Raw genomic sequence first — 12,505 nt, forward strand, 5'->3', positions numbered from 1 at the left:
AACATACGCGCATGGCCATTCAGTGCGGCATCGTGGGTTTGCCCAACGTCGGTAAATCGACACTGTTCAATGCTTTGACCAAGGCCGGCATTGCCGCCGAGAACTATCCGTTCTGCACCATCGACCCGAACGTGGGTGTGGTCAATGTGCCGGACCCGCGCCTTAAGGCGCTGGCGGACATCGTCAAGCCGCAGAAAATCCTGCCGACCACCATGGAGTTCGTCGATATTGCCGGGCTGGTGGCTGGGGCGTCCAAGGGCGAGGGGCTGGGCAACCAGTTTCTCGGACACATCCGTGAAGTCCACGCGATTGCCCACGTGGTGCGCTGCTTTGAGGACGATGACATCGTTCACGTCTCTGGCAGCATCGGCCCGCGCCGCGATATCGAAACCATCGACACCGAACTGATTCTGTCCGATCTGGATGTGGTAACCCGCAATCGGGATCGCACACAGAAAGTGGCCAAGAGTGGCGACAAGGTGGCGCGTGCACGGCTGGAGGTGCTGGAGGCGCTGCTTGCGCACCTGGACGAAGGGCGTCCGGCGCGTCAGGCCGGTCTGAGCGCCGAGCAGTGGGCCAGTTTGCGTGATCTTAATCTGCTCACGGCCAAGCCGGTGCTGTACATCGCCAATGTGCCGGAGGATGGTTTCGAGAACAATGCCGCGCTGGATGAAGTGCGTGCCATTGCCGCCGAAGACAACGCCGAAGTGGTCCCGGTGTGTGCTGCCATTGAGGCTGAGCTGGCGCAGCTGGAAGACGATGAGCAGCAGGAGTTTCTGGCCGACCTGGGTTTACAGGAGCCGGGGCTGGACCGGCTTATTCGTGCGGCCTACCGCCTGCTCGGTTTGCAGACGTACTTCACCGCTGGGGTGAAGGAAGTGCGCGCCTGGACGGTCAAGAACGGCGCCACCGCCCCGCAGGCGGCCGGGGTGATTCACACCGACTTCGAGAAAGGCTTTATCCGCGCCGAAGTGGTTGCCTATGATGACTTCATCGCCTGTGGCGGTGAGTCGGGCGCCAAGGAAGCAGGCAAGTGGCGACTGGAGGGTAAGGACTACCATCTGGTCGAAGGCGACGTGATGCATTTCCGCTTCAACGTCTAGGCGTAGACGTCGGTCGCGATTTTCCGTAAAATCGCGGCCCCTTCGGCAGTGCCGAAACGATGCACCTGTGGCGACGTAGCTCAGCTGGTTAGAGCGTGCGACTCATAATCGCAAGGTCGGCAGTTCAAGTCTGCCCGTCGCTACCATTTCTTTCTGTAAGTTTGCGCAGCCTGGCCGACGCTTCGAATATGGCTGCGCCGCGCCGGTGCCGATAAGGGTTCCGGCGCTTGCGCAGCTTCGCTTGAGCGAGCCCCGCTTGGAGCCGGCCGCTTGGTTGGCCGTCACCCGCCTTTATTCGCTGCGAACCCGGATGTTCTTCTTGCGTGCTTTGGGCTTGTCGTCTTGCCAGCTGATGCGGATGTTGACGCGGCTCGAAGCCTCTTCCTGGCTTGCGCTGACCTTCAGGTGCAATAAGCCAGCAGGGCGCATATCGAGCGCGCCGTCTTCATCTTCAAACGTCAGTTTGCCTTTGCTCAGGCCTTGCTGAATGGCTTTGAGAATATTCTGAATCGACTTGGCGTCGTGCAACGACTCATGCCGGAAGCCGTTCTTGTTGTGCCGCATGGTGGGAGACCGTTCGGTTGAGCAAAGCGTGCGGCTGAAAAACTTTGGCACGCGGGTAGTCGTTACTGTAGCCGACCACACGGCCGTTCGGCTCGATCAGGGTCAGGCCGACGCCCAGGCCATTGAGCCCCTCTTTTCGCCGTGAATGCCGGTCCAGGGTGATGTCTGCCTCGATGTGGATCAGTCCCTGGCGCAACATCAGGCGCTGACCGTTCAGGCGATTGCGGTGGCCATGCACCACGGCATAGATGCCAGCCTGGTGCGCCTGCATCACCCCGTCTTGGGTCAGCGGCAGATTGGAGGCGCGGTATTTGGTCCTGAGGCTGTTGGCCAGCGGCCCGAAGTAGCACTGAAAGGGCTGCTCGAGCATGGCCTGCTGAAAACGATGATTGATCACCTCCAGGGGCATACGGCCGAGCTGGCTGGCCATTTCGTCATCAAGACCTGCGTGTACGAACAAAAAAGAGCCATCACGAGCAAAGAGTTTCATGTCCTGGAAGAACCAGGCGAATTCACCTGCGGGCTCAAGAAACAGCTCAATGCTGCGCATGGCCGTGGCGTAGACCGCGCGCCAACTCAGATTGGCCTGCGCGCAGGCGGCGGCGAAGCGCTCACGTTTTTTGCCGATGCCGCGAATTTCGCGTTCCAGCGCTTCGCTGCTCAGCTGCTGGCGAAAGTTTTCAGCGAACACGTGCTCCCAGTTGTCGCGTGGGTGCAAGCGCAGTTTGCAGGTGCGTTCGTCTGGCGTGTTGGCGGGAATGTTGCCGCCAAGGTCGTGTTCGAAGATCTCGCTCAGCAGTGGCACGACCTTGGGGCCCATGCGCAGGAACAGGTGTTCATGTTCCAGCGTGCGTGGCAAGCGTAATGATTGCAGGCCCAGGAGCAAGCGGATGTCGTGGTTACCGGCCAGGACGGTGACATTGGCGTCGGTGTCGATCAGGGTTTTGAGGCTGCGCAGCATCTGAATATTGCTGGGCCCTTTGTCCAGACAATCACCGCCGATAATGATCCGGCAGCTGCGGCCAAACGACGTGAGCCGGGCGGCGCCATCTATGCAGCCTGCGGCGCGCAAACTGGCTTCGAAGGCTGCGGCGTCGGCGTGAGGGTCGGATATGAAGATGACCGGATGTTTGGGCCAGACCCAGGGGCCATGCTTGCGGGTTTGTTGAACCGCGTTGCGCAGCAATGCCAGGCGTCGAAAACTGACCGGCTTGTCCGGGCGCGGTTTTCCCAGCTGCCAGAGTTCGCTGGGCAGCGCGGGCGATGTCGTGCTCATGACGTATTTATATTGCGTTGTCATTGCAATTGCGTGACAACGCGGGTGGGAATTGATGTCAGTCGGTCACGGATTCATGGCCGGGGCGTATCTTCCAGTCACCCCGGTGGTGACTCCAGCGATCAGAGGCGGGCGACCATTTGAGGCAGATCAGGCTGGCGTGATGCATGCTGAGTTTGGGAATGTCGCTGGGGTGCAACACCCCGAGTGCCTGCGCGGCATGGCGAATCGATGCGCCATGGCCGACAAACACCTGCACAAGGTTTTCGCCGTGTTGTTGCAGCACGGCGCGCATGGTCTCACGCAGATGCTGGGCAACACGCGCGCCAGCTTGCTGCAGCGATTCCGCGCCGGGTACCGGCAAGCGAAAGTGGGCATCTGATTTCCAGTTCGGCGGTAGCGTTGGGCAGCGCGGATCCTGGGCCAGCGTACGTGCAATTTCGGCACTGCTGAGGTTGGCCAGCGCGCCCACACTGCGTTCGCACAGCGCGTCATATTGCTGCACGGTGGTGCGGTGGCCGAGCAGGGCGAGCTGTTTCTGCATCAGGCTGGCGGTTTGCCAGGCGCGCAACAGTGTCGAGCTGTGCAGCTGCGGACACAACTGCCAGTTCTCCTGATCCAGCCATTGCGCCAGCTGGGTGGCCGCCTGTGTGGCCTGCTCGCAGCCAAGCGCACTTAAGGGGTGTGGTTGATGTGCGCTGGGAGTATCAGTTTGCTGCAGATAGTCGCCATGGCGGACGAGGATGGCGTAAACCGCGCTCATACGCTGAGCCTTTGAGCCAGCTCATCCAACAGCGGTCCCAACTGTTTCTGAGCCAGTGCGCGCTTGGCCTGATCCAGGTTCAGCCACGCCCGACCACGTTGCGATTCAGTCCAGCGCGGCGCTTCAAGCAGTTCATCCACCTGCATGGCAAATACCTCCACACGGATCGGCGCACCCCATTTTTCGTAGACATAGTGGCCCAATGCGGGGCTCAAGGCCGGGCCGACGGCGCCGGCTTCTTCTTCGGCTTCCTTGAGGGCGGATTCCAGCGCGCTGAGGCCGGGTTCGATAATGCCTTTGGGGATGACCGGATGCTTGCCGCCTGATGAGCCTGTCACCAGCACTTCGAGATGCCCTTCGACAATGTGGTAAGGCACGATCGAGGATTGCCGATAGTAGTAGGCTGGGCGACTTCTCTGCTCGCTGGGGCGCTCCAGCGGAAATGGGAACAGCTCAGGCAGATCCCGGCCGCGTTGCAGCTGCATAAGTTGGGCGCAGCCTTCGCGCCACGCGCTCCAGGCCGCTGCGCTGCGAACAATCGCCGCGCTCCCGGTGCGCAAGCTGGTCGGCTGTTGCGCGCGGCCAGCAAAGTGCGCAATCAGCTGTTCAAGACCAGGATTGTGGCCGACCAGCATGACGCGTTTGGCCCGTTGCGGCAGTGTCTGAACAATGCGCTGTAGGGCATCCATGCGGCCCGGATACATGGCCTTATCAGTGCGAATGCGGTGGCAGGGCAAGGCCATGGCTTTGGCGCATTTTTCTGCTGAGGTCCTGGCGCGCTCGGCCGGTGAGCAAAGCACCAGTTCGGGCTGCATGTTCTGCCGCACCAGCCAAACACCAAGCCGCTGAATATCCCGTTTGCCGCGTGTTTTCAGGCGGCGTTGCAGGTCTTCGCCTGCATCACCGGTGGCTGCTTTGCCATGACGCAGCAGGATCAATTCAGGCAAGGTCAGTATCCCAGCATTGCGCCAGACACAGCTCAGTGGCGGCCTCGAAGTCGATGCGTCCAGACAACTCGAACACCGGGACATCGCGCAGCACATCAAGGTAGCTCTGCTTGGCGGGGATGTCGTCAGGACGCCAGAAGCGGCCGTCTGTTCGCTGATAGAACGGCCCGGATGATTTCATCAGGGCCGGGAGGTAGCGCTCAGACCATTCGATCGGCTTCAGACGCGTGGCTTGCGTGGTGCCGGCATCCCAGTTCAGTACCACCAGAGCGCCCAGAGGGGCGTTCAGGCACACGCGCCCATCACCATACAGCTGCGGAATCGGCGCATCGTACTTTTGCTCAAGCTGACGCAGCTGTTCGACAGGCAGGGCCAGAAAGCGGCGCCGCTCGGCTTCCGGTATCAGGCTTTGCAGTTGTTGGTCGTGAACGATGGTGCCGGGGTTAATGCGCGGCCACTTTGCGATGCCCTGGGCGGCCACCTGCGAACCTTGGCGGTGCATGAACAGTCTGTCGTTGCTCATGAACTGGCCGCCGTGGGCGAGCAACTTGAGCATCAGGGTGGATTTGCCGCCGCCTGACAGGCCCGCGATGGCCAGGGCGCGTTGCTCACGTACCACTGCTGAGGCATGACCAATCAACCAGCCCTGTTGCTGCAGGGCGCTCATCCACTGCGCATTGATGAAGTTGATCAACTGGTTGTCGTTGGCCAGGCAGGGGCCGGCCGCAATGCGCGAGCCGGGCCGCTGCAGAAAATGCATGCCGGTGCGCACTTTGTAGATCAGGCGCTCGCTGTCAGCGCCTTTGGGGACATCCCGATAGGTGTCTTTGCGGCCTCGCTTGCCCGCTTCCCGCGGCCACTCTTTTGTGAGTGCTGAAAGATCGAGGTCATGGCGTTCGTAGGCCTCAATTTCGAGCGTGTGGGCGGGCTTGGCTGAGGCGCTTGAGGTCAGTGCAAAACCCTGCAGGTATTCGGCGATACGCAGCAGCAGCGCGTCACTGTTGCTGCGCAGGGTCAGGCCGAACCCGGCCAGTTCCCAGCGCAAGGTTTGATCGCTGAGCCGGGAAGCGCCGCGTAAGGTCTGGTCAAGTTCAAGGCTCATGCGTCGAACGCGCTTTGCACGGCGCTCAGGGCGTATTCGGCATAGGCGCTGGCAGCATCGACACCAGCCCCTTCCAGAGCCCCGCGAAAGCCGCCGAACGCGGAGACTTCGAAAACCACGGGGCCATCTGCAGTCAGGGCGACGTCGACGGTGGTGAAGTCCATCGCAAAGGGCTCCTGAGCATTGTCGGCGAGCTGGATCAGGCGCGCATCGGGGTCGTATGCCGCGTACTTGCCGCCGCTGTGGATCGTGGTGTTCCAGGTGTCACCTGCCGCAACGCGCGCATAGGTGCACAAGTACTCGCCGCCCAGAAAGACCATGCCGAGATCCTGCCCGGAGAGGTCGAGCTTTTGTTGCACGTACATCATGGGGTTGGCCTTTTGGAAGGCGCGAATCTTGGTGTCCAAATCGCTATCTGAGGCCTGCCAGACTTCCATGCCACGAGCTTTGGTTGAATACAGCGGCTTGGCGACGGCACTGCCAAAGCGCGCCACCGCCTCGCGGATGGCCTCCGGGCTTTCGGAAACGCAAGTTGCGGGCATCGGCGCGCCGGCTTCGCGCAGCTGCGTTGTGCACGACAGGCGGTTGACTAGCCCCAGCATATTGTCGACGCCACTGAATACCCGCACGCCGCGGCTTTCCGCAACACGCAACAACTCCAGCCGGTCGAGAGTGGTTGGACTGTACTGGGCGCTGATTTTTTTCACGATCAGGCCGTCAAGCTCGCACAAATCCAAACCGTTGTGCAGCAGGCGCTGGTTATTCAGGTCGAGACTGACATCGGCCATATCGACCACATGGCGAAACCCGCTGCGCGCGTGCAGCGCGTCGGCCAGCACCTCGGTGGACCATTTTCCAGGGATGCCGATGACGGCTATGCGCGGGTCAGACACGGAAGATTTCCTTCACCGGGAGTTTGTATTTGGGCACGTTCGCCACCGGGGTATCGACAATTTGCTCAAGCAGATAACGCGCTCTCAGGAACATATTACGGGCCTGCGATTTATCCATTACAAAACGGGTGGAGCTGGCGAACGAGCGAATAAGCCCCAGCGCCATGCGCCATTCGAAGCTGGGATCGTGATGTTTGCGTGCATAGCGCTTGGCCATGGCGTAAAAGGTGCAGGCAACATGGAGTAAGCGCTGGCGCAAGGCGGGGTCAACAATCTGCTGGCGGTAGTTGCTGACCATGAATACCGACACGTCCTGAGCAAAATCGAAGTAGCGAGAGCGATGCAGGTCAATGAAATTGATGCGCTGCTCGGCCGGATCGAAAATGATGTTGTCGAGATTGAAATCGCCGTGGATATAGACGCAAAACGGCGCGTCGATGCGGCGTTCCAGTGTTATGGCCTTTTTGATCATGGCGTCCAGTCCGCGCACCCGCTGTCCACAGATCGAGCGACTGGAATCTTCAAATTCGGGGTGTAAATCCAGCACCTTGGGCCAGCGCTGCTGCAGCTGCAGCATGAACTGAGCATTGACCGGGCTGGCTTTATGGGTGTTTTTCCAGACCGCGCGTACGGTCCGCATCAGGCGCTGCATTCCAGTATCCAGAGCCTCCTCAGAGGCTTCCAGTATCAAGCGCTCAAAGGTCATACCTGGCAAGTGTTCCAGCAGCAGGGCAGCCGACTCACCACGCCGCTGATAGGACAGAATCTGCGGCGCCAGTCCGGGGTAGATGCTTTGCCACGCTTCGACGCCTTTGCGTTCATTCTTGAGCTTGCGTTTCGCACCTTCCTTGAAGACGGCGAGATACCCGTCATCGCTGCGTTTGGGCGTGGAAACTCCGGAAATGGCTGAACCGGAGCGGGTTTGCGCCAGTGTTTCGACCTGCAGCTTGTGCTTGGGCCCGGTCAGCTTGCGCACGCTGCTGTGCAGCGAGTCATAAGCTTGCAGATTTCGCCGCAAGCTCTTGCGTGAAGGCTTATCCATGCAAAGAGCCAAAATATGCCGCCTGCGTTTGCGGCACGGTCGGCGATGGAATGTTTGGGTAGGCCGGCTTGCGTGTCAGCTGACTCAGCATGGCCCATGGCGCCCGCTGCTCGGTGGGTTGCCGGTGCTCGGGTTCCGGGCATTGTGCGCCGTCCAAGTGTCCGGCACATGACAGGCCAAGATGCGCGCCTGCGCCTTGGGGGGAACGTCCGGGAGCGGTGGCTGCATAGCGGAGCAAGTCAATCTGGGTCGACCCAGGTATTGTGTGCGATACCGTTGAAATTTGCAGAGTGCTTCGGCGGAACGGTTTGTCCAATCGATGATGATGCCAAGAGTCCGTGTTCAGCACAGCGTTGAAGTGCCCGATCTGTTGCGCCTGTCGCGCTATCGCAAGTATCCCGAGCTAGGCCCCAAGGTCCTGTTCTTTAGCGGCGGTACGGCCCTGAACGGGCTATCGCGTGAGCTCAAAAATTTCACGCACAATTCAATTCATCTGGTTACCCCGTTTGATTCCGGAGGCAGCTCCGCCGAGCTGCGGCGGGCTTTCAACATGCCCGCTATTGGTGATCTCCGTGCACGCCTTATGGCGCTGGCAGACGAAACCATCCTGGGGCACCCGGAGATCACCCAGCTGTTCAATCATCGGTTGAGCCGCGAGGGGCGTGCGAAAAGCTTGCGCCATGAGCTTGAGCAGCTGGCGGCGGGGAAATCGGCGTTGATGAAAGATGTCAGCAGCCCGATGCGGAGCGTGATTCGCAACCATCTTGGTTACTTTCTCGAAGCCATGCCCGCGGATTTTGATCTGCGCGGTGCAAGCATTGGAAACCTGATCCTGACCGGCGGCTATCTCAATCAGAATCAGGACATCGACCCGATCCTGTTTCTGTTTTCACGTCTGGTGAATGTGCAAGGCACGGTGCGCGCCATTGTCAATGACACGGCTCATCTGGGTGCTGTTCTCAGGGATGGTCAGGAGATTCTTGGGCAACACCGCCTGACTGGCAAAGAAGTGGCGCCTTTGGATAGCCCGATCGCGCGCCTGTTTTTGTCGAGTGACGCGCAGCGGCGTCGTGATGTCTGCCCCAAGCTGGGCAAGAAGAATCGCAAATTGATCGAGTCGGCAGACCTAATCTGCTTTCCGCCGGGCAGCTACTACTCCAGCTTGCGGGCCAATCTGCTGCCCCATGGCGTGGGTTGTGCAGTCGCGAATAACCCCAATCCCAAGGTGTATGTGCCCAATCTTGCGCAGGACCCTGAGCAGGCCGGGCACAGCTTCAGTGAGTTGCTGGATGGTTTGATCGATGCGCTGCGCCATGATGGTGGCGGACATCAGCCAGATGGTAAATGGCTTGATTTTGTTCTGGTTGATCGCAAAAACGGCAGCTACCCCAAGGGCTTGAGTCGTCAGCACCTGGCTCGCAAGGGGGTGGAGTTAATCGACCTCCCGCTTATCAGTAAGACCAGCGCGCCTTATTACGACAACGAGTTACTGGTGCATGCGCTGCTGTCACTGGCCTGACCGCAGGTGATCGAGATGCCCAGGTGTCCGTTTAGGGGGTGATTCGGCTGCTAAGACCGAGCATCAGAAACAGGGCGATCCAGCCGAGTAGCTGGATAACAGGCCCGAGCCTGTCGGCCTGATGGCTATCGCTGGCACGTTGCTCCCAGAACCCCAGGGGCAGCCAGAAGGTCCACCAGCCCGGTCGCAGAATCATGCTCAAAATGACTACGTTGATGCCGACAATGGCCAACAATCCATCACCGGGCAGGCCCGCACGGGCTGTAATAGCGCAGATGAGTAGAGCCAGCCCAATTGCAAGCCACCGAGAGATCACGCGATACCTGTCATCGATGAATCGTTTGCGGCTGCGCTGAATCTGGCTGTGTTCAGGCGAGCGGCCTAATGAACGTAGCTCTGGGCCAGTTCGGCTTCGGTGATCAACAGATGCTCGGTTGCCAGCGGCAGGGCTGCGGGCAGGCCACGGGTGAGGCATTCATCAATCATGGCGGCACGCAACAGTTCACGCACCAGTCCTTCGGTGGCGAGGAAGCGACGGCGCGACATTTCCGCACCCGGGTGGTTGTAATCGAAGCTGATGGCAGGTTTGCCGTTGGCACTGATACCGTGCAGCTGCAGGCCGTTATCCAGCGCCTGGCGCAGCATTTTGCGTGCATGGTCCATGTTCATAGTCTGCGAATCCTTGCAAAGTCGGACACTCCCAAACACGTTCGGGTGCATGGGATGTTTCCATTTTCTTCACATTTTTTTCACGCAGGCAAGTTTTCTCGCTGCCAGCACAGCAGGCGGTTGTTGGCCGGCATGCCGTGATCCTCAAGCAGGCGCAGTCTGGCGTCCTGTGCCAGCGCATCGACCGCTTCGAAATCACGGATGCCCTGATGCGGGGCCTGTTGTTTGAGCCACCCATCGAATTCCGCGTTGCTTGGGCTTGAGTAGCCACCGTTGTAGTTGAAGGGCCCGTAGATCAACAGCTTGCCGCCTGGGCGCAGGCATTTGGCGGCCTCGCGCATGAGGATTGGGCTGGCCTCCCAGGGCATGATGTGCAGGGTGTTGGCGCTGAAGATGGCATCGTAGCGGGCATGCGGCCAGGGGCCGCTGAATACGTCCAGCGCCAGTGGTTCCAGACGCCGCTCGGGGGGCAGATCATCTAGCCAGGCGGCGATGCCGGGGAGATTCTCGTTGCGGTCCGAGCATTGCCAGCGCCACGCCGGCATGGCCGTTGCGAAGTGCAGCGCATGCTGGCCAGTGCCGCTGCCGATTTCGAGAATGTGGGCCTGCGCGGGCAGATGGGTGCGCAACCGGTCCAGTATCGGTTCGGCGTTGCGTTCGCAGGCAGGGGCAAATGGTCGTGTCATGGGGTGATCCGCTTGATGCTCACAACGGCTGTGGGGCTGAGCGCGCGGGCAGCTTCGTGCAGGGCCGGCTGCACAAGCTCTTCCAGCTGCCAGGGCGGCTGGATGATCAGCATGCCGCTGCCGTACATGCCGTAATCGCCCAGCGGTTCGCGCACATCCAGAGTGATGTGCAGGCAGTCGGCAGCCGCCAGGGCCATGATCTTGTCGAGCATGGGCTGGGCCGGCGCGCGCGGCAGCCGCGGATACCACAGCGCTAGGCATGCGGCGCGAAAATGCGTGCGCAGGTGTTCGATGGTGGCCACGCACTGGGCGTATTCGCTTTTGAGTTCGTAGGCCGGGTCGATCAGGACCAGACCGCGTTTCTGGGCTGGGGGCATGAGCGCGCGGGCGGCCTCGTGACCATCGCGTTGATGCACATGAGCGCGTGGCTCATGCCGCAGGCTGGTGCGCAGGGCCGGTGCATCCTGTGGGTGCAATTCGCACAGCTGCACAACGTCGTCTTCGCGTAGCGCCGCGCAGGCCAGCAACGGCGACCCGGGATAATCGGGCTGGGCGTCGTGCAAAAGGCGCAGATAACGGGCCAGCAAAGCATTCTGGGCGCGGTGGTCGAGCAGGCGCCCGGCGCCCTCGGCGTGTTCGCCGGTTTTATCGGCTGCGGCGCTGTCGCCGCGGTAGCGCCCGGCACCGGCGTGAGTTTCGAAATAACACAGCGGCTTGGGCTTGAGCGTGAGCCGCTCGATCAGGGCCAGCAGGCACAGATGCTTGAGAACATCGGCGTGATTGCCGGCGTGATAGGCGTGGCGGTAACTGAGCATGGCGCAAGATTACCAGCGCTGCGCGGAGGCGGCCTGAAGCGATATCAGGCCGCCTGAGTGCTTACAGCAATTCCACACCCATGGCGGTGGCTTCGCCGCCGCCGATGCACAGCGCGGCCACGCCACGCCGGCCGCCGGTGGCCTTGAGCGCGTGGAGCAGGGTCACCAGGATGCGCGCGCCCGATGCGCCGATCGGGTGGCCCAGCGCGCAGGCACCGCCGTGGATGTTGACATGCTCAGGCGGGAGTTGAAGCTCCTGAATGGCGGCCATGGCCACCACCGCGAAGGCTTCGTTGATTTCCCACAGGTCGATGTCGCTGTTGCGCCACTGATTGCGCTCAAGCAGGCGCTGGATCGCGCCGACCGGTGCGGTGGTGAACCAGGCTGGTTCCTGCGCTTGGGTGGCGTGTCCGACGATCCGCGCGATGGGGTCGAGGGCGCGTTTTTCTGCCTCCGAAGCGCGCATCAACACCAGCGCGGCGGCACCATCAGAGATCGAGCTGGAGTTGGCCGCGGTGACAGTGCCGTCGGCGCGGAACACCGGGCGCAGCTGCGGGATCTTGTCCGGCCGGGCCTTGCGTGGTTGTTCATCGCTGTCGATGCTGAGTTCGCTTTTGCCCGAGGTGGCCGTAACCGCGCAGATTTCTGCGGCAAAGCGGCCGCTGCTTGCCGCCGCCAGCGCGCGTTCCAGCGACTGGATGGCAAAGGCATCCTGAGCCTCGCGGGTGAAACTGAAATGATCCGCCGTGCGTTCAGCGAAAACCCCCATGGCCTGGCCTTTGTCGTAGGCATCTTCCAGACCGTCCAGGAACATATGGTCGACGATGCGGCCATGGCCGAGGCGGTAACCGCTGCGTGCGCGTTCCAGCAGATAGGGGGCATTGCTCATGGATTCCATGCCGCCCGCGACCATGCAGCTGGCAGAGCCGGCCACGAGCAGGTCATGCGCCAGCATGGTGGCCTTCATGCCCGAGCCGCACATTTTGTTGACCGTGGTGCAGCCGGTGGCCAGCGGCAGGCCCGCGGCCAGTGCCGCCTGGCGTGCCGGCGCCTGGCCCTGCCCGGCGCTGAGCACGTTGCCCATGATGACCTCATCCACCGCGGCGCCTTCAACACCGGCTCCCGG

At 61.3% G+C, this 12,505-nt stretch carries 14 protein-coding genes and 1 tRNA gene; 3 read left to right on the forward strand and 12 right to left on the reverse strand.

Going from position 1 to position 12,505, the window contains the following annotated elements:
- Positions 1–11 precede the first annotated feature (11 nt).
- Positions 12–1,103: a redox-regulated ATPase YchF gene (gene ychF / locus ATO7_RS16460; RefSeq protein ID WP_083563511.1), complete on the forward strand. Its 1,092-nt coding sequence runs from the start codon at positions 12–14 to the stop codon at positions 1,101–1,103.
- A 69-nt stretch (positions 1,104–1,172) separates the two neighbouring features.
- Positions 1,173–1,249 (forward strand) — tRNA-Met (locus ATO7_RS16465).
- 145 nt (positions 1,250–1,394) lie between these two features.
- Here ATO7_RS16465 and ATO7_RS16470 read toward each other — a convergent pair.
- From ATO7_RS16470 to ATO7_RS16500, 7 genes are read right to left on the reverse strand one after another with little or no spacing between them, the layout of a single operon-like run.
- Positions 1,395–1,667 carry an amphi-Trp domain-containing protein gene (locus tag ATO7_RS16470; protein ID WP_083563512.1) on the reverse strand — a complete coding sequence of 91 codons (273 nt, stop codon included), beginning with the start codon at positions 1,665–1,667 and terminating at the stop codon, positions 1,395–1,397.
- Positions 1,636–2,943 (reverse strand): metallophosphoesterase family protein, encoded by a 1,308-nt coding sequence (locus ATO7_RS16475; RefSeq protein ID WP_206044965.1) that lies wholly within the window; start codon positions 2,941–2,943, stop codon positions 1,636–1,638. The genes ATO7_RS16470 and ATO7_RS16475 overlap by 32 nt, the downstream gene beginning before the upstream one ends.
- 58 nt (positions 2,944–3,001) lie before the next feature.
- Positions 3,002–3,706: a histidine phosphatase family protein gene (locus ATO7_RS16480; RefSeq protein ID WP_083563514.1), complete on the reverse strand. Its 705-nt coding sequence runs from the start codon at positions 3,704–3,706 to the stop codon at positions 3,002–3,004.
- Positions 3,703–4,653 carry an NUDIX domain-containing protein gene (locus ATO7_RS16485; protein WP_158523255.1) on the reverse strand — a complete coding sequence of 317 codons (951 nt, stop codon included), beginning with the start codon at positions 4,651–4,653 and terminating at the stop codon, positions 3,703–3,705. Before ATO7_RS16485 ends, ATO7_RS16480 begins: the two co-directional genes overlap by 4 nt.
- The gene (locus ATO7_RS16490; protein ID WP_083563516.1) at positions 4,646–5,755 is read right to left on the reverse strand and encodes an HprK-related kinase B; all 1,110 of its coding nucleotides are present in this window, start codon (positions 5,753–5,755) and stop codon (positions 4,646–4,648) included. The genes ATO7_RS16485 and ATO7_RS16490 overlap by 8 nt, the downstream gene beginning before the upstream one ends.
- Positions 5,752–6,648: a GAK system ATP-grasp enzyme gene (locus ATO7_RS16495; RefSeq protein WP_083563517.1), complete on the reverse strand. Its 897-nt coding sequence runs from the start codon at positions 6,646–6,648 to the stop codon at positions 5,752–5,754. The genes ATO7_RS16490 and ATO7_RS16495 overlap by 4 nt, the downstream gene beginning before the upstream one ends.
- Positions 6,641–7,690, reverse strand: coding sequence for an aminoglycoside phosphotransferase family protein (locus ATO7_RS16500; protein ID WP_083563518.1), 1,050 nt, complete (start codon positions 7,688–7,690; stop codon positions 6,641–6,643). The genes ATO7_RS16495 and ATO7_RS16500 overlap by 8 nt, the downstream gene beginning before the upstream one ends.
- A gap of 319 nt (positions 7,691–8,009) precedes the next feature.
- Between ATO7_RS16500 and ATO7_RS16505 the strand changes: the two genes are divergently transcribed.
- Positions 8,010–9,209, forward strand: coding sequence for a GAK system CofD-like protein (locus ATO7_RS16505; protein WP_206044966.1), 1,200 nt, complete (start codon positions 8,010–8,012; stop codon positions 9,207–9,209).
- 31 nt (positions 9,210–9,240) lie between these two features.
- On the opposite strand, the gene ATO7_RS16510 is transcribed toward ATO7_RS16505, so the two are convergent.
- The 5 genes from ATO7_RS16510 to ATO7_RS16530 all read right to left on the reverse strand — a co-directional run.
- The gene (locus ATO7_RS16510; RefSeq protein WP_158523256.1) at positions 9,241–9,405 is read right to left on the reverse strand and encodes a hypothetical protein; all 165 of its coding nucleotides are present in this window, start codon (positions 9,403–9,405) and stop codon (positions 9,241–9,243) included.
- A gap of 185 nt (positions 9,406–9,590) precedes the next feature.
- Positions 9,591–9,878, reverse strand: a complete 288-nt coding sequence (locus tag ATO7_RS16515) for a hypothetical protein (protein WP_083563520.1) — start codon at positions 9,876–9,878, stop codon at positions 9,591–9,593.
- 80 nt (positions 9,879–9,958) lie between these two features.
- Positions 9,959–10,564: a DUF938 domain-containing protein gene (locus ATO7_RS16520; protein WP_083563521.1), complete on the reverse strand. Its 606-nt coding sequence runs from the start codon at positions 10,562–10,564 to the stop codon at positions 9,959–9,961.
- Entirely contained in the window at positions 10,561–11,379 is an 819-nt protein-coding gene (locus tag ATO7_RS16525; RefSeq protein WP_083563522.1) for a 23S rRNA (adenine(2030)-N(6))-methyltransferase RlmJ, read from the reverse strand. Before ATO7_RS16525 ends, ATO7_RS16520 begins: the two co-directional genes overlap by 4 nt.
- A 61-nt stretch (positions 11,380–11,440) precedes the next feature.
- On the reverse strand, positions 11,441–12,505 hold a 1,065-nt coding region (locus ATO7_RS16530; protein ID WP_083563528.1), incomplete at its 5' end, for an acetyl-CoA C-acyltransferase.

The sequence above is a fragment of the Oceanococcus atlanticus genome, from assembly GCF_002088235.1.
Classification (GTDB): Bacteria; Pseudomonadota; Gammaproteobacteria; order Nevskiales; family Oceanococcaceae; genus Oceanococcus; species Oceanococcus atlanticus.